General features: G+C 67.6%; 23 protein-coding genes. 6 read left to right on the top strand and 17 right to left on the bottom strand.

The window, feature by feature from the left end:
* Positions 1–9: 9 nt before the first annotated feature.
* The 9 genes from GH660_RS00080 to GH660_RS00120 form a co-directional block, all read right to left on the bottom strand.
* Positions 10–390, bottom strand: coding sequence for a hypothetical protein (locus GH660_RS00080; RefSeq protein ID WP_153144541.1), 381 nt, complete (start codon positions 388–390; stop codon positions 10–12).
* Between the two features lie 2 nt (positions 391–392).
* Positions 393–584 (bottom strand): heavy metal translocating P-type ATPase metal-binding domain-containing protein, encoded by a 192-nt coding sequence (locus GH660_RS00085; RefSeq protein WP_153144542.1) that lies wholly within the window; start codon positions 582–584, stop codon positions 393–395.
* Complete coding sequence (locus GH660_RS00090) at positions 581–1072, bottom strand: TlpA disulfide reductase family protein (protein WP_153144543.1); 492 nt, start codon at positions 1070–1072, stop codon at positions 581–583. Before GH660_RS00090 ends, GH660_RS00085 begins: the two co-directional genes overlap by 4 nt.
* Before the next feature lies 1 nt (position 1073).
* Entirely contained in the window at positions 1074–2081 is a 1008-nt protein-coding gene (locus GH660_RS00095) for a hypothetical protein (RefSeq protein ID WP_153144544.1), read from the bottom strand.
* The gene (locus tag GH660_RS00100; RefSeq protein ID WP_153144545.1) at positions 2081–2755 is read right to left on the bottom strand and encodes an ABC transporter ATP-binding protein; all 675 of its coding nucleotides are present in this window, start codon (positions 2753–2755) and stop codon (positions 2081–2083) included. The genes GH660_RS00095 and GH660_RS00100 overlap by 1 nt, the downstream gene beginning before the upstream one ends.
* Complete coding sequence (locus GH660_RS00105; RefSeq protein ID WP_153144546.1) at positions 2752–3888, bottom strand: ABC transporter permease; 1137 nt, start codon at positions 3886–3888, stop codon at positions 2752–2754. The genes GH660_RS00100 and GH660_RS00105 overlap by 4 nt, the downstream gene beginning before the upstream one ends.
* Positions 3851–4180, bottom strand: a complete 330-nt coding sequence (locus tag GH660_RS00110) for a hypothetical protein (RefSeq protein WP_153144547.1) — start codon at positions 4178–4180, stop codon at positions 3851–3853. Before GH660_RS00110 ends, GH660_RS00105 begins: the two co-directional genes overlap by 38 nt.
* Positions 4180–4737, bottom strand: a complete 558-nt coding sequence (locus GH660_RS00115; RefSeq protein ID WP_153144548.1) for an SCO family protein — start codon at positions 4735–4737, stop codon at positions 4180–4182. Before GH660_RS00115 ends, GH660_RS00110 begins: the two co-directional genes overlap by 1 nt.
* Before the next feature lie 69 nt (positions 4738–4806).
* Positions 4807–4986 (bottom strand): hypothetical protein, encoded by a 180-nt coding sequence (locus tag GH660_RS00120; protein ID WP_153144549.1) that lies wholly within the window; start codon positions 4984–4986, stop codon positions 4807–4809.
* A 208-nt stretch (positions 4987–5194) separates the two neighbouring features.
* On the opposite strand from GH660_RS00120, the gene GH660_RS00125 reads away from it, so the two are divergent.
* Positions 5195–5773 carry a tetratricopeptide repeat protein gene (locus GH660_RS00125; RefSeq protein WP_194266183.1) on the top strand — a complete coding sequence of 193 codons (579 nt, stop codon included), beginning with the start codon at positions 5195–5197 and terminating at the stop codon, positions 5771–5773.
* Positions 5774–5806: 33 nt separating this feature from the next.
* Here the strand turns inward: GH660_RS00125 and GH660_RS00130 are convergent, their stop codons facing one another.
* From GH660_RS00130 to GH660_RS00140, 3 genes are all read right to left on the bottom strand, one after another.
* The gene (locus tag GH660_RS00130) at positions 5807–6259 is read right to left on the bottom strand and encodes a hypothetical protein (protein WP_153144551.1); all 453 of its coding nucleotides are present in this window, start codon (positions 6257–6259) and stop codon (positions 5807–5809) included.
* Between the two features lie 79 nt (positions 6260–6338).
* Entirely contained in the window at positions 6339–6689 is a 351-nt protein-coding gene (locus GH660_RS00135) for a hypothetical protein (protein ID WP_153144552.1), read from the bottom strand.
* A 24-nt stretch (positions 6690–6713) separates the two neighbouring features.
* A complete protein-coding gene (locus GH660_RS00140; protein ID WP_153144553.1) occupies positions 6714–7652 on the bottom strand; it encodes a nucleoside recognition domain-containing protein in 939 nt (312 codons plus the stop codon).
* A gap of 153 nt (positions 7653–7805) precedes the next feature.
* Between GH660_RS00140 and lysS the strand changes: the two genes are divergently transcribed.
* Positions 7806–9311 carry a lysine--tRNA ligase gene (gene lysS, locus GH660_RS00145; protein ID WP_153144554.1) on the top strand — a complete coding sequence of 502 codons (1506 nt, stop codon included), beginning with the start codon at positions 7806–7808 and terminating at the stop codon, positions 9309–9311.
* 148 nt (positions 9312–9459) lie between these two features.
* Here lysS and GH660_RS00150 read toward each other — a convergent pair whose 3' ends face one another.
* Positions 9460–11100 carry a sensor domain-containing diguanylate cyclase gene (locus GH660_RS00150; RefSeq protein WP_153144555.1) on the bottom strand — a complete coding sequence of 547 codons (1641 nt, stop codon included), beginning with the start codon at positions 11098–11100 and terminating at the stop codon, positions 9460–9462.
* Positions 11101–11216: 116 nt separating this feature from the next.
* On the opposite strand from GH660_RS00150, the gene mnmC reads away from it, so the two are divergent.
* The 4 genes from mnmC (at position 11217) to GH660_RS00170 (ending at position 16514) form a co-directional block, all read left to right on the top strand.
* The gene (gene mnmC, locus GH660_RS00155; RefSeq protein WP_153144556.1) at positions 11217–13124 is read left to right on the top strand and encodes a bifunctional tRNA (5-methylaminomethyl-2-thiouridine)(34)-methyltransferase MnmD/FAD-dependent 5-carboxymethylaminomethyl-2-thiouridine(34) oxidoreductase MnmC; all 1908 of its coding nucleotides are present in this window, start codon (positions 11217–11219) and stop codon (positions 13122–13124) included.
* A gap of 116 nt (positions 13125–13240) precedes the next feature.
* Entirely contained in the window at positions 13241–13984 is a 744-nt protein-coding gene (locus tag GH660_RS00160; RefSeq protein WP_153144557.1) for a glycine zipper 2TM domain-containing protein, read from the top strand.
* Between the two features lie 160 nt (positions 13985–14144).
* Entirely contained in the window at positions 14145–15416 is a 1272-nt protein-coding gene (locus GH660_RS00165; protein WP_153144558.1) for a bifunctional O-acetylhomoserine aminocarboxypropyltransferase/cysteine synthase, read from the top strand.
* A gap of 165 nt (positions 15417–15581) precedes the next feature.
* Positions 15582–16514, top strand: a complete 933-nt coding sequence (locus GH660_RS00170) for a peptidoglycan-binding protein (RefSeq protein ID WP_153144559.1) — start codon at positions 15582–15584, stop codon at positions 16512–16514.
* A 1-nt stretch (position 16515) separates the two neighbouring features.
* Here GH660_RS00170 and GH660_RS00175 read toward each other — a convergent pair whose 3' ends face one another.
* The 4 genes from GH660_RS00175 to zapE are packed head-to-tail and all read right to left on the bottom strand — an operon-like array spanning position 16516 to position 19929.
* Positions 16516–16755 carry a hypothetical protein gene (locus tag GH660_RS00175; protein ID WP_153144560.1) on the bottom strand — a complete coding sequence of 80 codons (240 nt, stop codon included), beginning with the start codon at positions 16753–16755 and terminating at the stop codon, positions 16516–16518.
* Positions 16752–17561, bottom strand: coding sequence for a hypothetical protein (locus GH660_RS00180; RefSeq protein ID WP_153144561.1), 810 nt, complete (start codon positions 17559–17561; stop codon positions 16752–16754). The genes GH660_RS00175 and GH660_RS00180 overlap by 4 nt, the downstream gene beginning before the upstream one ends.
* Entirely contained in the window at positions 17558–18808 is a 1251-nt protein-coding gene (locus GH660_RS00185; RefSeq protein ID WP_153144562.1) for an HD domain-containing phosphohydrolase, read from the bottom strand. The genes GH660_RS00180 and GH660_RS00185 overlap by 4 nt, the downstream gene beginning before the upstream one ends.
* A 5-nt stretch (positions 18809–18813) precedes the next feature.
* Positions 18814–19929, bottom strand: a complete 1116-nt coding sequence (gene zapE / locus GH660_RS00190; RefSeq protein ID WP_153144563.1) for a cell division protein ZapE — start codon at positions 19927–19929, stop codon at positions 18814–18816.
* Between the last annotated feature and the right edge of the window lie 13 nt (positions 19930–19942).

A 19942-nucleotide genomic window follows, 5' to 3' on the forward strand; every position in this document is an offset into this window, starting at 1 on the left:
GGCCTCTCCTCAGGCGGCGGGCGGTTGCTCGGCGGCCGGTGCCGGCGGCGTCGCGCGGCCTTCGAGCTTCTCCTCGGCGGTCGCCATCAGGTCGTTGAGGTTTTCCTTCTGGTGCAGCGCGAAATCCTTGCCCATGCCGGTGACCTTCGTCAGTCCGTCGACGATTTCCTTCTGGTACTTGAACAGCAGGAACCCGGCCGCCACGCCGCCAGCGGCGCCGACCGCCAGCAGCGCCAGCGGGTTGCGCAGCAGCGTCGTGCCGAGCAGGCCGCGCCCGGCGGCAAAGCCGGTGGCCGCCATCATCGCGCCGGTGGCCATCGGGTGGCCCATCATCTGGCCGGCCTGACCCATCATGTGCGGCATCTGCTTCATCATTTCTTCGGTCATCATGGTCATTCCTTTCGGGATTTATCTGAATTATTATCGTCACTGTCGACGGATATTTCCTTGATGTCATGCAACATCTCGTAGATTCCCCGGCAGCCCTCGCAGCAGAAGCGGTACTGTTTTTTCGCCGTGTTCAGCGTGAAGGGCCTGACCCCGACATCGAGGCCGCACAGGTCGCAGGCGCCGTGGTCGCTCATTTCAGCAGTTCCAGCAAGTGGCGCTCGAAAGTCGCCTCATCCGCCTCGCCGACGATCTTGCCGCGGACGATACCCTTGCCATCAATGAAGAAGGTCGTCGGCAGGCCGACCACGCCGTAGCTTCTGGCAATGGCCGAGTTCTCGTCGAGCAGTGCAGGATAGGTGACGCCGATCTTGGCCATGAAGGACTGGATCGTCTTTTTGTCCTGCCCGGCATTGATCGCCAGCACCGTCAAGCCCTTGTCCTTGTGCCGTTGGTAGACCGCTTCGATGCCCTTCATCTCGCCTTCGCAATACTTGCACCAGTCGGCCCAGAAACGGATGACCAGCGGCTTGCCGGCGAAGGCAGAGGGGAACTGCTCGGCGGCGCCGTCGAAGCGGACGGTCTGGAAGGTCGGCGCACTGCTGCCGACGTTGATATTGACCTTGGGTGCCTCCTGCCCGCAGGCAGCGAGCGTCAGGGCAAAAAGCAGTGCAGGAAGGCGCATGTCAGTGTTCGATCAGGATCAGGTTGGAATGCAGCACGAACCAGGTCGCCAGCGCGGCAAATGCAGTGTAGCCCGCCGCCGCCAGCCCCGCCAGCCGCGCCGAGACGCGCGGCAGCACGGCGCGCAGGCTGGCGATGCGGGCGAAGGGCTGTATCGCCCCGGCGCCCAGCCCGGCGGCTGTGGCGAGAAAGAGCGGCACGTACAAGGCATACCCTTGGTAGCCGTATTCGGGTTTCAGGATGCAGAACGGACAGTGGTGGTGCGGATGTTCGTAAATGTAGAGCGAAACGAAAGACAGCACGCCGACGATGCTCGCCACGAAACCGGCGGCGCTGGCCGCCAGCGTCGCGTAGCCGCTGAGCCGCGAGGCGCGCCGCCAGTGCCACAGCGCGGCGCCGATGGCGAGCGCCAGCCCGGCGTAGAACAGCACCAGCGCCGGCCCCGGCCCCATGCCCGAGGCTTCGGCGGCGATGGTCTTCCCTTCGCCGGAAAACAGGCTGCCGCAGCACGAGGTGATGACATTGGCCTTGAGGCCGAGAAAATACTTCAACTCCAGCCAGAAATTGGTGGCCAGTACCGGCAGCAGCAGGAGCAGCAGCGCGTACTTGATGCGCACCAGCGGGTAGTCGCGGGCCAGCGTGTCGACATGGTTGAGCGCCAGCCACATGGCGGCGAGGAAGAAGACGGCGGTCTGCATGAGCAGCGAGGGAAAGCCCCAGGCATTGACGTTCAGCGTGCCGACCGCGCACATGGCGCCGACGAACATCGCAGCCAGCCGGTCGGCGTTGAAGACGAAGAGCAGCAGTGCCGCCAACTGCGCCACCAGCACGAAGGCGAGCAACGTCGAAAACAGGTAGGTGCGCCGTTCCAGCGCCAGTTGCCGCTCCGAGCCGCTGCCGATGTCCCAGTGGCGGATGACCTGCACGGCGAACGGTGCGGCGCCGGCGAGCATCAGCACCGCCAGGCCGGCGGCCAGCAGCAGCGCGATGATGGCCGGCTGGAACAGCATCAGTCGGCGGTCAGACGGCCGTCGCGCATGCCGATGACGCGATGCACGGCGCTCGATTCGACGACCAGCGGGTCGTGGCTGGTCAGCAGCACCGTCTTGCCGGCGGCGGTGAAGCCTTCGAGGATGGCGAGGAATTCCCTCGACAGCGCGGTGTCGAGGTTGGCCGTCGGCTCGTCGGCGATGATGACCTGCGGGTCGTTGATCAGGGCGCGGGCGATGGCGACACGCTGCTGCTCGCCGCCGGACAGCCACTCGACCCGGGCGCGGCTGCGGTGGCCGAGCTTCAACTGGTCGAGCAGTTCGTCGGCCCGTTCGACCAGGTTACGGCGCGAACGGCCGGTCGGCATGCCGGGCAGGATGATGTTGTCAACTGCCGACAGTCCCTTGATCAGGTTGAACTGCTGGAAGACGAAGCCGAAGCTCTGGCGGCGGATGTCGGTCAGGAAGCGTTCCGGCAGGCCGGAAATGTCCTCGCCCTTGAAGCGCACGCGCCCCTCGGTCGGCCGCGACAGGCAGCCGACGATGGTCAACAGCGTCGTCTTGCCCGAACCGCTTGGTCCGCGGAACGCTGTGACCTTGCCGGCCTCGACGCTGAGGTCGATGCCGTGCAGCGCCCAGTATTCGTTGTGGCGGCCCTGGTTGAAGGCCTTGCGGATATTGGCAAGTTCGATCATGCGCGCATCACCGCGTCGGGGTCCGTGATCGCCGCGCGCCAGATCGGCACCAGCACCGCCGCCGTGTAGGGAACCACCGTGAAGAAGAACAGCGTCGCGATCTGCAGGCCGTCGACCGCCGGCACCAGCGTAAACCGCGGGTAGAGCACCGACCAGCCCTTGAGCACCGGCGCGAACACCGCCGCGCCGAAATGGAAGACGTGCACGTAGGCGGCGATGCCGCCGAGCAGGAAGGCCGTCAAAGAGATGACGAGCCCTTCCCAGACCTTCATGCGGATGACGTCGCCGGTTTCCCAGCCGATCGCCTTGAGGATGCCGATCTCGCGCCGCTCCTCGGCCGAAAGGCCGGAGGCCTTTTCCCAGGCGAGGATGGCGAAGGCGAGGATGGCGCCGGCCAACACGGTGAGGACGATGCCTTCGCGCCAGTCGAAGAGGCTTTGGTAGGTGCGCAACACCTCCTCGCGCAGAATCGGGCGCGAATCGGGCAGCGCCGCCGACAGCTTGGCGGCGACGGTGCGCACCTCCTGGGGGTTGGCGACCGAGAGGGCGATGTCGGTGTAGTGCCCCTCGGGGTATTCGAAGAAGCGCCGGAAATCACTTTCCGAGAGCAGCACGAGGTCGGCCGAAAGGAGTTCGGAATCCGGCGACAGCACCGCAGCGACGGTGAAGCCGAACAGCTTGCCGGCGTAGGAGCGGAAGGAAATGGTGTTGTTCGGCGCCAGCCCGCGTTCGCGCGCCAGCGCGCTGCCGACCATGATGGTGCCGTCCGCGACCTCGCTCGCCGGACGCGCCATGAAGGTGTAGTTGGCGTTGACCACCGGGTCGTAGTAGTAGCCCCACAGCCGCCCTTCCTTCTTCTGCACGCCGCGGATGCGCCCGATCTTGTCGAGATAGCCGGGCGGAATCAGGTCGTGGCGGCCGGCGACCATGCGTTGCAGGATGACCTCCGGCGAGCCGGCCAGCACGTAGCTTGCCTCGCTGCGCAGCGCGTGGGTGAACAGCGACAGCGAGGCCAACACGAAGACGATCAGCGTGTAGGCCAGCAGCAGGCCGACGTTCTTCGTCTTGCGCCGGGCCAGCGAGGCCAGCGTGAAGTCAATCAGGTGAAGTTGTTTTTCCAGCCAGGGGCGCATCGCGGAACAGGGGAAGGGAACGGGGAGAGACCAGCGAGCCGGTCGGGAAATGTTCGAGGGCGGCCGGATGATCCTGGAAGGCCGAATGCAGGTCGGCCTGGCTCGGGTGGCGCGTGTAGCGGGCCTCGGTGAACAGCGCCAGGTCGGTCAGGCCGTAGTGCTCGACCAGCGCGCGGTTGGCGGCGAGGCGTTCGGCGTCGGTTGCGGTCGACCCGGAAAAATGGCCAAAAATGAAAGCGAATGCGAGCGCCAGCCCGGCGAGCAGGGCGAGGACGAGCGCAGACGGGCGCATCACAGCAGCTTGCGGACGGCGGCGACAATGGCGTCGCTGCCGGCATTGAGGTCGATCACCTGCGCCAGCCGGCCATCCGGCCCGACGACATAGGTGGACGTGGTGTGATCCACGGCATAACTGCCATCGGCCCTGGCCGGCTGCCTGATGTAGCCAGCGCCGAAGGCTTTGGCCAGGGCGGCGATTTCTTCCGGCGTACCGGTGGCGCCGACCATCTCGGGATGGAAGAAGGCGGTGTATTCCTTGAGATGCCGGACGCTGTCGCGCTCGGGATCGACCGAGATCATCACCAGCCTGACTTTCTTGCGCTCCTCCGGCGACAAGGCTTTCAAGGCATTGCCGCCGGCCGCCAGCGAGGCCGGGCAGACATCCGGGCAGTTGGTGTAGCCGAAATAGACCAGCAGCACCTTGCCGCGCAGGGTTTTCGATTCGAGCGGGCCATCGGCGGTCTGCAGCACGAAATCGGCGCCGGCCGGCAGCCTGGGATCGCGCCCCGGCTGGCAGCCGGCAAGCAGGGCGGCAGCCAGCACGGCCGCCATCAGGATGCGTGACTTCATGGTCCGGAAAGACAAAAAAGGCAGACGCGAAGTCTGCCCCGTTTCAACTGCGTTGCGCCAGCACCCGCATCAAAAACGGTTGGCCGCCCGCATCAGCGCACCACGCAGGGCGATGGTCACGCTCGACCCGAGGCCGACCCGCTGCGCGACCGCCGGCAGGATGATCAGCGACGCCAGCGCGAATCCTGCGCCAAGCAGCAACGAAGCCATTTCCGGCTGAGACGACTGGGTGTTCTGGTTCTGGTTCATGGCGCTCTCCCTCTCCCTCACGCATGGGCGAATGCTAACGGGTTTCGCGCGCGCGGGGGATGCGACAAATTGTCGCGCGGCAATTTGTCTAATTCCTTCGCCCTGCCCTTGCGCTTAGGATGCGACCGTCCCGCGCCACCATCCAGAGAGTCTCTCACCTCCCATGAACCCTCACTCTCCGGCGCGGGTTTTTTCCGGAGAATCGCCGATGCCCCCTGCCCTGATCGCCCGCCGCAGTCTCGCCGTCATTGGCGCCTTGCTGAGCTTTTCCGCCCTCGCCGACCTGGCCGACGACGATCTGCGCCGTGCCGCGAAACTCCACAAGGCCGGCGATACCGCGCAGGCGGTTGCAATCTGGGAATCCTGGGCAGGCCAGGGCAATGTCGACGCCGCCTATAACCTGGCGGTCATTCACCAGCACGGCGACGGCGTCACCCTCGACTACGCCAGGGCGCTGCGCTGGTATCGGCAGGCCGCCGAGCAGGGCGACAAGGTGGCGCAGATCCAGATCGGCCTGATGTACCAGACCGGCCAGGGCGTCGAGGTGAATCCCGAAGAGGCGCACCGCTGGTACACGATGCACCGCAGGCACCACCTGCACCACGAGCACGAACCGCAGATGGTAGCCTGGCGCCAGCAGGCACTGGCCTTGATCGACGAAAGCGACCGCCTGGAACACTTGGCGAACAACCGCCGCAACGACGCGCAAATCCTTGCCGACCTTCAGGCACGCGCCAGGCAGAGCGCGACGCCGCAGCGCGCTAGGCTCGCCGCGAATCTCGACTGATCGCCGATGGTGTGGTGGCCGGGACGAACCCGGCTACCGGCACTTGCGGTAGAGCGCGTAGGCCTTGCCGTTCCAGCGCCAGACCGGGAAGCAGTTGCCGGGCCCGCCGATCCCGATGTCCGGGTAGCCCTTGTTCCTGGTCTTGAGCACGCTATAGATGCCGGGAAAGCCGAACTGCGGCTGCCAGCGGCCGTCGGCGCCCCTGATGTAGAGGTTCATGTGCACCCCGGCCATGCCGCCCAGGCAGGTGCCCTGCACGCTGGTGAATACCTCGGGTTGCCCGTCGCCGTTGAGGTCGACGACCTCGGCCTCGTAATCGAGGCGCTCGTTGCAGGCCGTCTCGAAATACTTCCCCTGCGTCGCCTTGAACTGGCCGCCGGTGGCCTCGGCGACGATCCGAACGTCGTTCGCGCCCGCCGCAAACCCCGGCGCTGATGCCGCCAACCCGACGGCCAGCACGGCTGCTATCTTGCGGAAGCTGCGCATCGCTGGCTCCCCGGTTTGGCGACAAGGGCTTCGAAAGCTTCAGCCAGGAAAAATTCCCGCCCCGCGCCTGCGGCAGGGATCATTTGCGGAGCGGCTGGTTGCGCCCCGAAAACTGGTCGCTCAGGCGGAACGCCGCATCGCTGAACAGGCCGGTCGGATGCTGGGCGCAATAGCTGTTCACATTGACCTCGATGGTGCCGCTGGAAATGCTCGACACCTGCTGGCCCTGCTGGCCGTAGTTGTGCCCGGTCAGGAAACCGCGGATCCAGACGACGTAAAGGTTGCGCTGGTCCGCGTCGCCCTTCGAGGCGATCCACGCGGCGCACGACATGTCGTCGAAGCCGAGGATGTTGAGCGGCGCTGCCTGCACGCTGCCCGCCAGCAATCCGGCGCACAGGGCGATCATCGGCAGTTGTGAAACTTTGCGCATGAAACTCGTCCTTTCTTTTTGATTCTAGGCGACAACGATGTGCCCTGCGGTGCGCACGGCGATGCCGATGCAGGCGCCGAGGGCCGCCGGCTTCCAGACGGCGGCGATGCGCTTGCCAGCGGAAATGAGCACGGCGACGCCGGGCAGGTCGAAGGGGGAAATCAGGAAGCCGGCGCTGGCGTTGAGCAGTTCGACGCTAACCTGGCCGGCCTTGCGCATCTCGTCCATGACGCCCATCATCGCCGTGCCGCCGGCCAGGTACTTGGTCAGGGTCGGCAGGATCAGCACGCCATTGATCGAAAGCGCCGTCAGCAGCGGGGAAAGCAGCCGGGTCAGGGCGTCGATGGCGCCGGAAGTGCGCAGCGCGGTGACGACGACCAGCGACAGCACCAGCATGGGAATGGCGCCGACCGCGATCTTGAAGGCTTCGGCACCGGCGCGGTTGATGACGTCGAGCACGCCCTTGGCGCTCTCGGCGACCGGATGCTGCAGCGTCTCGTCGAGCTGCGCCTCGGCCGCCGACAGCCCCTTGCCGAACAGGTAGTAGGTCGCCGCCGCGGCGATCAGGCCGCCGACCAGCGAGAACAGCAGCGTGACGCCGATGCCGAGGCCCATCGTCATCATCGGCAGCGCCGCGTTGGCCTGCGCCATGGCGAAGACCATCGCCAGCGTCGCCGCGATGTGGCGGTCCGAGGCGCCGCGCTGTTCCATCATGGTCAGCGTCGCCAGCGGCGCCGCGAAGCTGACGAAGTTGATCTGCAGCGCCGCGAAGACGCCGAGGCCGGTCAGCCCGAACGGCTTGAGCACCGGCGCCAGGCGGGCGACCACCCAGTCGAGCACGCCGCGCGCCTCGAGCAGACGCATCAGCGACAGCATGACGACCATGACCGGCAGCAGCACGAACAGCGACAGTTCGACCGCCGAGCGGCCGGCCTTGAGAATGATGTCGATGAAGATTTCCATGCCGCGATTATCCCATTGCCGTGGCCGGAAACGACGCGCCGCCGACGCTTCCGAAAATAATCGGCCGGCCTTGTCCCGGCGGGGTGAAATCGGCGAAAATTCATCGTTTTACGCGGTCGACCGCAGCAAACCCCCATTTCCCAAGGATTCTTCATGTCCAACCCCGAACAGCAAGCCCCGGTCCAGCAGGACGAAAACCAGCTCATCGCCGAGCGCCGCGCCAAGCTGGCCGAATGGCGCAAGACGGGCCAGGCGTTCCCCAACGACTTCCAGCGCGAGAACACCGCCGCCAAGCTGCTCGAAGGCTACGGCGAAAAATCCGGCGAGGAACTCGAAGGGCTGCCGGTCGAGGTCAGGGTTGCCGGCCGCATGATGTTGAAGCGCGTCATGGGCAAGGCGTCGTTCGCCACGCTGCAGGACCTCTCCGGCCGCATCCAGGTTTACGTCACGCGCGACAAGGTCGGCGAGGACGTCTATGCCGACTTCAAGCACTGGGACCTCGGCGACATCCTCGGCGTCGTCGGCACGCTGATGAAGACCCGGACCGGCGAGCTGACCATCCAGGCATCGGAAATCCGCCTGCTGACCAAGTCGCTGCGCCCGCTGCCCGACAAGTTCCATGGCCTCGCCGACCAGGAACTGAAGTACCGCCAGCGCTACGTCGACCTGATCATGAACGAGGAAACCCGCTTCACCTTCCTCGCCCGTAGCCGCATCGTCGCCTCGATCCGCAACTACATGTCCGGCCACGGCTTCCTCGAAGTCGAGACGCCGATGATGCACCCGATCCCCGGTGGCGCCGCCGCCAAGCCGTTCGTCACGCACCACAACGCGCTCGACATGCAGCAGTTCCTGCGCATCGCGCCCGAGCTCTACCTCAAGCGCCTGGTCGTCGGCGGCTTCGAGAAGGTGTTCGAGATCAACCGCAACTTCCGCAACGAAGGCCTGAGCCCGCGTCACAACCCCGAATTCACGATGATGGAGTTCTACGAGGCATACGCGAACTACCACACGCTGATGGACTTCACCGAAGGCCTGCTGCGCCACGCCGCGCGCGAGGCGCTGGGCAAGGAAGTGTTCGTCTACCAGGGGCGCGAACTCGACCTCTCCAAGCCCTTCCACCGCCTGACCATCTGCCAGGCGATCCAGCGCCAGCACCCGGAATTCTCCGACGCCGAACTGGCCGACGCGGAATTCCTCAAGGCCAAGATCAAGCACTTCGGCGAGCCGCTGAAGCCGGGCGGCCTCGGTAGCCTGCAGCTGCAGCTGTTCGAAGCCTGCGCCGAAGCCCAGTGCTGGGAGCCGACCTTCATCATCGACTACCCGGTCGAAGTCTCACCGCTGGCCCGCGCGTCCGATACCAACCCGGAAATCACCGAGCGCTTCGAACTGTTCATCGTCGGCCGCGAGATCGCCAACGGCTTCTCCGAGCTGAACGACGCCGAGGACCAGGCCGCCCGCTTCCAGGAGCAGGCCAAGGCCAAGGAGGCCGGTGACGAGGAAGCCATGTACTACGACGCCGACTTCATCCGTGCGCTGGAATACGGCCTGCCGCCGACCGGCGGCTGCGGCATCGGCATCGACCGCCTGATCATGCTGCTGACCGATTCGCCGGCGATCCGCGACGTGATCCTCTTCCCCCAGATGCGCCCCGAGTGATGATGGCTGGCTGCGCTTGCCGGCTCGGCGTTGCCGGCAGCCTTGCATAGCGCTGCTATGCGGCGGGCCCGCGCGCCTTGTCTCGCCGGCGCTCGCTCAGCCATCGTTCTGCGGTAGACAAAATCTGCCTTCGGCAGCGTAGCAGCGACTACTCCTGCCCCGGCGGCCGCGCGATGACCACACGGTCGCGGCCGGTTTCCTTGGCCATGTAGAGCGCGCGGTCGGCCGCGCGCACCAGCGTTTCGGGGTTGTCGCCGTGCTCCGGCAGGGTGGCGACGCCGGCCGAGAAGGTGACCGGCGGCAGTTCGCGCCCCATCACCTTGGCCCCCAGGTTGCGCACGCCGCAGGCGATGGTGGCGATCCGCTTCTCCGCCTCGTCGGCATCGGCGCCCGGCATCACCACCAACAGTTCCTCGCCGCCGTAGCGGCAGGCAATGTCCGAGGCGCGCAGGCCGTCGAGCAGCGCCTCGGCGACGCCGAGCAGCACGGCGTCGCCGGCCTCGTGGCCCCACTGGTCGTTGAAGTGCTTGAAGTGGTCGAGATCGAGCATCGCCACCGACAGCGGCTCCCGCTCGCGCAGCGCGCGGTGGATTTCACGCGGCAGCGTCTCGTCCAGGTAGCGCCGGTTGAAGAGGCCGGTCAGCGGGTCGCGGATCGCCTGCTGGTGCAGCTGCTCGGTGCGCTGGCGCACCTTCTCCTCCAGCCGCCGGTTGAGGGCGCGCAGGTTCTCGGCCATGACGTCGCGCCGGCGCTGGGCGCGGGCGAGCACGAGGCTGCCGGCGAGCAGCGCGCCGATGAACAGCAGCGTGATGATTATCCAGCCGCCGAGGTTCTGGTTGGCCGCCTGCTGCAGCACCTCGGGGGGGATGCGCGAAACCACCTTCCACACGTACTCGTCGCTGCCGGCCAGTTGCACCTGCGGGTCGCGCGGCACACCGATCAGCAGCGGACGGACGGTGACGAACGACCACAGCCCGTCGTCATCCTCGAACTGGCCGCGCTCGCTGCCGGCGATCTGCGCCCAGGCCTGGGGATAGCGGGTGCCGAAATGTTCCTTGCGGTTGAACATGAAGCCCCATTCGTCCACCGACTGCGGCGCGCGCAGCCAGTAGCCGTCGCGATTGAGCAGGTTGACCCGGGCGGCGCCCTCCTTGGCTTCGGTCACATCGACGAACTTGTCGAGCAGGTAGCTGCCGAAAAAATTCGCGATGACGATGCCGCGGGGCTGACCGGTCCGGTCACGCACCGGCGTAGCGAGGCGGATGACCGGCTTGAACGGCGTCTCGACACGCTCCTCCTCGACGTTGAGATCGAGCGGCGAGACGAAGATCTGGCCCGGCTCGAGCTGCATCGCCTCCTTGAAGAAATAGCGCAGCGACTTGTTCTGCAGGCGCTCCTCGGGAACGACGAACGGCCGGTTCTGGATGAAATCGACGCGCACCCGCTCAATCCCCGTCTCGTCGATCCAGCGCAATTGGTCATAGACGCGGCGGCTGGCGGAGAGCGCCACGAAGTCCTCGGTCAGGCGGGCGACCGCCGGCGCATCGCCACTGTCGAACGCCGCTGCAAGGCTGGGCAGGCTGGCCATGAGGCGGACGTCGCTGGCGATGCGGTCGAGGTCGCTGGTCAGCGAACGGGCGCCGACGGCCAGCCGGAGCTGTTCGGCCACCTCCAGATTCTGCCGGACCCGCACCTGCTCCTCGTGGTACAGCGACCACAGGAAAAGCGCGCACAGCAATCCCGAGGGAATCACCAGGGTCAGTAGATAGCGAGCCAGTCTCGAACGCATGCTTTTCTCGGGTCTTTTGGCGATTATGAACCTGCCGCCCGCGCCTGCATATGCCAATCGACGGCGAGCCCGGCCAGCGCGGCAATGCGCGCCGCGCCCCGGGTTAAAATCGCGCGATGCCGCTGCAGCCCGCCCGCCTCGAATTCAACCCCGACGGCACCCCGTTTTCCGCCGCCTACGGCGATGTCTATCACTCCGCCCACGGCGGGCCGGCGCAGGCGCGCCACGTCTTCCTCGGCGGCAACGACCTGCCGGCGCGCTGGCGCAACCGCGACCGTTTCGTCATCCTCGAAACCGGCTTCGGCCTCGGGCTCAACTTCCTCGCCGCCTGGCAGGCCTGGCGCGACGACCCGCAACGCTGCCGGCGCCTGCACTTCGTCTCCATAGAGAAGCATCCGTTCACCGCCGCCGACCTCGCCGCCGCCCAGCGCGCCTGGCCGGAATTCGCCGCGCTGGCCGGCGAACTGCAGCGGCACTGGCCGCTGCTGACACCCGGCATGCATCGCCTCCATCTCGACGACGGGCGGGTCGTCCTGACCCTCGTCTTCGGCGACGCGACGACGCAGCTGCGTGCGGTCGACGCCGCGGTCGATGCCTTTTTCCTCGACGGTTTTTCGCCGGCGAAAAACCCCGAACTCTGGTCGCCCCAGCTATGCCTGGCGCTCGCGCGACTGGCGGCACCGGGCGCGACGCTGGCCACCTGGTCGGTCGCCGGCCAGGTGCGCGACGCGCTGGCCGCCGCCGAATTCGACCTCGAAAAGCGCCCAGGCTTCGCCGGCAAGCGGCAGATGCTAGTCGGCCGCTTCCGCTCGCGGCGGCCCGATCGCCACGCCCCGCCCGCCGAGCGCCGCGCCCTCGTCGTCGGCGCCGGCATCGCCGGCAGCACCTGCGCCCACGCGCTGGCCGCCGCCGGCTGGCAGGTCACCGTCCTCGAACGCGGCGCCGCGCCGGGCAGCGGCGCTTCGAGCAACCTGGCCGGCATGCTGCGCCCGCTGCCCAGCGCCGACGACAACCGCCTCTCGCGCCTGACCCGCGCCGGCTTCTTCGCCACCCGCGCCCTGCTCGCCCGCCTGCCCGACGCCCGCTGGGCGCCCTGCGGCGTGCTGCACCTGGCGCGCGAGGCGGCGCATGAGGCGCAGCAGCGACGCGCCGTCGAACAACTTGGCTGGCCGCCCGAACTGCTCCGTTTCGTCGACCGCGACGAAGCCGGCCGCCTGCTCGGCCGCCCGGTCGCCAGCGGCGGCTGGTGGTTCCCCGGTGGCGGCTGGGTGCAGCCCCCGTCGTTGTGCCAAGCGGCGCTGGCCGCCTTTCCCGGGCGCATCGCGACGCGCTGCGCGGTTGCGGTCGACCGTCTGGAAAGGGCAAAAGCCGGCTGGCGCGCGCTCGACGCCGCCGGCGCCGTGCTCGCCGAGGCACCGGTGCTGGTCATGGCCGGCGGCGTCGGCGCCCCGCGCTTCGCGCAGTTCGCCTGGCTGCCGCAGCACGCGGCACGCGGACAGGTCAGCCACCTGCCGGCCGACGGCAGCCCGTCGCTCCCCACCGTGCTGTTCCAGATCGGCTACGCGATGCCCGAGATCGACGGCATCCGCCTGATCGGCGCGTCGACGTCCTACGATGACGATGAACCCGAAGCGCGCGCCACCGACCACGCCGACAACCTCGCCCGCCTCCGCCTGACGCTGCCCGACTTCGCCGCCGGCGTCGACCCGGCGACGGTGGACGGCCGCGTCGGCTTCCGCCCAATGTCGCCGGACCGCCTGCCCATCGTCGGCGCCGTACCGGAAGCCGGCCCCGCCGCTGCCAACGCCCGCCTCCCCACCCTGCCCCGGCAAGCCGGCCTGTGGTGCCTCCAGGGCTTCGGCGCGCGCGGTATCGTCTGGTCGGCGCTGATGGCCGACCTGCTGGTTTCGCAACTGGAAGGCGAGCCGTTGCCGCTCGAGCGCGACCTGGTCGACGCCCTCGACCCCGGTCGCTTCCTGCTGCGCAGCGTGCGCCGCGGTACCGGTGAAGCCGATGATTCGTAAGGGTGAAGCCGACGATTCGTAAGCAGCCGTAACACTTTGTTTCGGCGTGCGCCAAACCCAGGGGCAAGGCGTTATTCTCGCTACCAACGCCCCTCGCGGAACCCACGGAGCACACCATGCAGGAAACCACCCGCAGCACCCATCCGGCCGTCATCGTCGCCGCCACCGCAGTCACCATCGCCAGCCTCACCGCTGTCGCCAGCCTGACCGGCCTGTTGCCGGGCAAATCGGCCACGGAACCGGCGTTGACCGCAGCTGCCCAGCCGACGGCAACGGAAGCCGTCCCGGCGAAGAACGAACAGTTCGCCCCGCCGCCGGCTGCCCAGGCCGCCCCCGCCAAGGCCGAACGCTTTGCGCCGCCGCCGGCCAAGCCGCACAAGACGCAGCCGGCCGCCCAGTACGCCCCGCCGCCGCAAGCGACCGGCGAGCTGCGCTACGCCAGCGAGCGGACGACCACCGCCTACCATGGCAACGACGCCGGCATCGACGTCATCCCGGCCCGGCCGGCCGCCGCGGCGCCGCCGCTCTGCCGCGACTGCGGCACCGTCGAGGCGGTGCGCGAAGTCAGCACCCCGGCCGAAGGCAGCGGCCTCGGCGCCGTCGCCGGCGGCGTCGTCGGCGGCCTGCTCGGCAACCAGATCGGCCGCGGCAAGGGCAACACCGCCGCCACCATCGTCGGCGCCGTCGGCGGCGCCTTCGCCGGCCACCAGACCGAAAAATACGTGCGTTCCGAGAAGAGCCAGCAGGTCACCGTCCGCTTCGAGGACGGCAGCACGCGCACCTTCAGCCAGGCCGAAAACAGCCGCTGGCAGGTCGGCGACCACGTGCGCCTGAGCAACGGCAGCCTGCTGCCGAACTGACCCCGGCCGGCGCAAACCGCACGAGCCGCCGCGCGCAAGCCGGCGGCTTTTGGCATTTGCGGTGCCCGCCATCCATGTGCCTGCTCCAGTGGCGAGACTGTTGCGGTCAACCCCTGCTAGACTCCATTTTTCACCAACCACAAGAGCAAGAGAGACACGCATGAAACTCGAAACCCTCGCCGTCCACGGCGGTTATTCGCCCGACCCGACGACCAAGGCCGTCGCCGTGCCCATCTACCAGACGACTTCCTACGCCTTCGACAGCACCCAGCACGGTGCCGACCTGTTCGACCTCAAGGTGGCTGGCAACATCTACACGCGCATCATGAACCCGACGCAGGACGTGCTGGAAAAGCGCATCGCCGCGATGGAGGGCGGCGTCGCCGCGCTGTGCATGGCGTCGGGCATGGCGGCGATCACCGCGGCGATCCAGACGATTACCGAGGCCGGCGACAACATCGTCACCTCATCCACGCTCTACGGCGGCACCTACAACCTGTTCGCCCACACCCTGCCGCAGTACGGTATCGACGTGCGTTTCGCCGACTACCGCGATCCGGCCGCCTTCGAAAAGCTGATCGATGGCAAGACCAAGGCCGTCTTCTGCGAATCGGTCGGCAACCCGCTGGGCAACATCACCGACTTCGAGAAGCTCGCCGAGATCGCCCACAAGCACGGCGTGCCGGTCATCGTCGACAATACCGTGCCCTCGCCCTACCTGTGCCGCCCCTTCGAGCACGGCGCCGACATCGTCGTCCATGCGCTGACCAAGTACCTCGGCGGCCACGGCAATTCCATCGGCGGCATCATCGTCGATAGCGGCAAGTTCCCCTGGGCCGAGCACAAGGCCAGGTTCAAGCGCCTCAACGAGCCGGACGTTTCCTACCACGGCGTCGTCTACACCGAAGCGCTCGGCCCCGCCGCCTACATCGGCCGCGCCCGCGTCGTGCCGCTGCGCAACATGGGCGCAGCGATTTCGCCGTTCAATGCCTTCCTGATCCTGCAGGGCGTCGAAACGCTGGCCCTGCGCATGGACCGCATCTGCGAGAATTCGCTGAAGATCGCGCAGTTCCTGCAGAAACACCCGAAGGTCAGCTGGGTCAACTACGCCGGCCTGCCCGAGCACAAGGACCACGCGCTGGTGCAGAAGTACATGGGCGGCCGCGCTTCCGGCATCCTCAACTTCGGCGTCAGGGGCGGCCGCGAAGGCGGCGGCAAGTTCCAGGATGCGCTGCAGCTGGTCACCCGCCTGGTCAACATCGGCGACTGCAAGACACTGGCCTGCCACCCGGCATCGACCACGCACCGCCAGCTGTCGCCCGAGGAACTGGCCAAGGCCGGCGTGTCGGAAGACATGATCCGCCTGTCGATCGGCATCGAGCATGTCGACGACCTGATCGCCGACCTCGACCAGGCGCTCAACGCCGCCTGATCCGGCAGCATCCCGGCTGCAGCGAGACCCGGCCGCGCGCCCGGTCTTTTTTTGCCCGTTCCGGCGCGCCGGAAAGCGCCGGCGCCTTGCGTTGTCATGACGTTGATCTATGCTGAAGTCTGCTGCCCCGCCACCGCCCGACCTCGACCGGAAGGAGTCCGACCCATGCTCACCCCGACCCAGAAGCAGACGGCCCAATCCATCGTCAATATTTTCGAGACCGGCTCGGTGCTCGGCAACTACGGCAGCGTCACCGTCATCGCCGGCGACACCGGCCATCTGACCTTCGGCCGTTCCCAGACGACGCTGGCGTCCGGCAACCTCCTGGCGCTGCTGCAACGCTATGGCGCCAACGCCGGCGCCCGCTTCGCCGGCCGCCTGCAACCGTGGCTGCCGCGCTTCGCTGCGGTCGACCTGCGTCTGGACGGCGAATTGCGCCTGCACAACCTGCTGCGGGCGACGGCCGACGACCCGATCATGCGGGAAACGCAGGATGTCTTTTTCGACGAGGTCTATTGGCGGCCGGCAGCCCGCAGCGCCGCCAACCTCGGCATCACCTCGCCGCTCGGCGTCGCCGTGGTCTACGACAGCACCGTCCACGGCTCATGGACGAAGATGCGCGACCGCACCATCCAGCAGGCCGGCAGCATCGCCGCTCTCGGCGAGCGCGACTGGATCGCCGCCTACGTCGCCACCCGCCATGCCTGGCTGGCCGCGCATCCGCGCAGCGACCTGCGGCGTACCGTCTATCGCATGGAAGCCTTCCAGCGCCTGATCGACCAGGGCTACTGGGGCCTCGAACTGCCGCTGGTCGTGCGTGAATCCGAAATCTCGCGCACGACGCTCGCCGCGACCCCGCCGGGCTGCTACGACGGCCCGCAGCCGGGCACCCGCAGCCTGTCGCTGCAGACGCCGCTGGTGCGCGGGCTGGACGTCCGCCTCGTGCAACTGGGTTTGTCCGAGCGCGGCGTCAACATCAAGGCGGACGGCATTTTCGGGCAGACCAGCGTCGCGCTGCTCAAGGGCTACCAGGCGAGCCACGGCCTGCCGGCCAACGGCGTCGCCGATCCGCAGCTGATCAGCCAGCTGCTGGCCTGAATCAGGCTTCCCGGTCGTCGGCCGGCGGCAACGGCGGCTGCGGACGGCTCATGACGTAGAGGACGCCGGCACAGGCGCCGAGGAAGGCGACGGCGGCGAGCGTGCTGGGCACCCAGGTATCGGCGAGGCCGCGTTCGATCCACAGCCAGACGAAAAGGCCGAACGCCGGGAGCGCCAGCACGACGCAGAAGATCGCGGTAGCCAGCGCGAACTGCTGGCCGAGATGACGCTTCGGCGTCATCGTATTTCCTCCACCTGGAGCCAGATCGACTGCGCATCGCGGCCGCCGCCGGTCGAGCGGCCGAAGGTGCCGCCCTGGCTGGCGCTCGCCTCGCGGCTCGTGCCGCCGACTTCGATCCACTCGCCGAGACGCCCGGAAACGGTCGTCGTCAGGCGCTGGGTGCTGACGCTGCCGGGCGGGCCGAAACGGGCCGCGCTGTCGGCCTGCTGGCTGATGTCGATGGTCACGCGCTCGCCGACGAGGCGCGGCGTCGCGAAGAAGCCGCGGCCGATGTCCTGGAACACCACCGTCTCGCTGATCACCGCACCGCCGGGACCAATCGTCGCCTGGCGCATGGGCACCGGCAGCGAGCGCCCGACCTGGATGAAGGCCGCGCCACCCTCGACGGTCTGCACCATCTGGCCGGAATTCTCGCTGCGCGCGCCCTGCGTGTCCCACAGCCGCGCCTCGACGTTGCTGCGCCCGCTATCGCCGATCACCACCCGCCCGCTGACTTCGCCGCCGCGGCTCGCCACCTCGCTTTCGCGGTTGTGGCTGACGCGGATCAGCAGGCGCCGGGACGGCCGGTCGATGGTCGCCAGCACGCGCCGGATCTCCTCGCGGTTGCGCGCGCTGGCGCGCAGGAACAGCTGGTCGTTCATGCCGGTCAGGGTGCCGCCGGGTTCGAGCAGCGGCAGCAGCGTCGGCAGCACCTGGTCAACCGTCTGGCTGCGCAGCGGAATGATCTCGAGTTCCTGTTGCGCCGCGGCCGGCCCGCCGAACAGCACCGCCAGGCACAGCAGCAGGCGGGCGAGCCCCGCGGTCATCCCGCGCAGCACAGGGCGACGCGGTGGCAATTGACGAGGTCGCCGGCGACGACAGCGACCACCGCCGGGTCGGCCCGCCCCTGGGCGACGCGCTCTTCGAGGACGGCCAGGATCTCGTCGGGCGCCATCGGCTTGCGGTAGGGCCGCTCCTGGGCCAGCGCCTGGAAGATGTCGGCGACGTTAATGATGCGCGCCTCGAGCGGCAGCGCGGCGCCGCCGACATGGAAGGGATAGCCGCGCCCGTCCGGCGTTTCGTGGTGGTAGTACGCCCAGCGGGCGAGGTCGTCGATGGCGTGCAGGCGCTTCAGTACCTGCCTGGTGCCGAAGCTGTGCCCTTTCATGATGTTGAATTCCTGCGGCGTCAGGGGATTGTGGCCCTCGATGATCTCGTCCGGGATCTGCAGCTTGCCGATGTCGTGCAGGAGCCCGGCCACCTCGATCTTCTCGCAGGTGACCGGATCGAGGCCCAGCTTGCCCGCCAGATGGCGCGCCAACAGGGAGACGCCGCGCGAGTGCTGCTCGGTATAGGGCGACTTGGCGTCGATGATGCGCGCGAAGATGTCGGCGCACCGCTTGAATTCGTGCCAGCCGATCATGCGCAGGTCGCCGAAGCTCTCCATTTCCGCCTGGTACTGCTGCACGGCCTCCGGCTGCAGTTCCAGCCAGAAGGCCTCGCCTTCCGACAGGGCGAGAAAGGCGTCAACCAGGTCGGGAGCGAACAGCCGGCCACGCTCGGCGGCCAGACGCTCGCGGATTTCCTCGGCGTGCGCCAGCGTCGTGTTGTCGGCGTGGAAGGGCGCCGCCAGGACATCGATGCGATCGGCCAGGAAAATGAGGTTGGCGTAGCGGATGGTCGCCTGGTCGAGCTCCTGCTGTTCCAGCCACATCCAGCGGCTGTGGTGGTAGCGGATGATCGGCGCGAGATGCGCCAGCGGCGCGAAATCCTGCAGCAGTTCCTCGCCGCGGATGCAGTGTTCCTGCGAACCCGACCATTCGAGGTCGACGACCAGGCGGCGGTGGACACGGGTCGACGAAACGCCGCAGTCGTGCAGCAGGCCGGCGTCGTAGAGCAGCAGCTGGGTCGGATCGTCGAGTCCCAGCCGGATCGCCAGTTCGCGCGCCAGCATGCCGACGCGGCGGCCGTGCAGGAGGTCGTCGACGCCGACGAGATCGACGGTGTTGGCGATCGTCATGACCAGCTGGCGCAGGTCGATGGCGAGGTCTTGCGGTACGAGGCGCTGATCCACGGCGGTCAGCTCGCGACGTGCGCCAGGGCGAGATACTCGCGCGAGTTCATCTCGGTCAGGCGGCTGACGGTGCGGGCGAATTCGCCGGCCTGGGTGCCTTCGGTGTACAAGGCGTCGGCCGGGCAGTCGGCGGTGGCAATGAGCTTGACCTTGTGATCGTAGAAGACGTCGACCAGCCAGGTGAAGCGCCGCGCTTCCGAAGCCTGGTGCTGCGTCATCCGCGGAATGTGCGAGAGCAGCACGGTGTGGTAGCCGCGGGCGATTTCCAGGTAGTCGTTCTGCGAGCGCGGCCCGCCGCACAGGGTGCGAAAATCGAACCAGATGACGCCGTGACCGCGGCGCACGGTGTCGATATTGCGCCCGAGCACCTCGATATGGCCGCCCTTCCTGCCCTCTTCCCCGGCCACCATGCGGAAGTAGTCGAGCATCTTCTTCTCGGCGCCGGCATCGGCGGGATGGTGGTAGATCTCGACCTGCTCCAGCGCCCGCAGGCGGTAGTCGATGCCGGCCTCGACCTCGAGCACGTCGAGCTGGCGCTTGAGCAGGTCGATGGTCGGCAGGAAGCTTTCACGGTGCAGGCCGTTTGGGTAGAGCCGGTCCGGCGGGTAGTTGGAGGTCATGACCAGGATGACACCCTTCTCGAACAGCCCGTCGAGCAGGCGGCCTAGGATCATCGCGTCGGCGATGTCGGAGACGTGGAATTCGTCGAAGCAGAGCAGGCGCACCTCGCGGGCGATCTGTTCGGCGATCTTGAGCATCGGGTCTGTCTCGCCCTTGTACTTGTCAAGATCGTGGTGAATCTGCTGCATGAAGGCGTGGAAATGGATGCGCTTCTTGCGCCGATAGGGCACGGCGTCGTAGAAGCAGTCCATCAGGAAGCTCTTGCCGCGCCCGACGCCGCCCCAGAAATACAGCCCCCTCGGTGGCTTGGGCGGCGACAGCAGGCGTTTGAAGGTGCTGCCGCGGTCGACCTTGAAAACCAGCAGATTTCCGTAAAGCGCCTGCAGGGCGCTGGCGGCGGCCATCTGGGCGGCATCGGCAAAATAGCCCCGGGCCTTGAGCAGGGCCTCGTAGGCGTCGAGCATGCCCCGGGGGGAGACGTTCAGTTTTTTGTGCGGCATGGGACGAGATGAT

The sequence above is a fragment of the Dechloromonas sp. H13 genome, assembly GCF_009469615.1.
Taxonomy (GTDB): domain Bacteria; phylum Pseudomonadota; class Gammaproteobacteria; order Burkholderiales; family Rhodocyclaceae; genus Azonexus.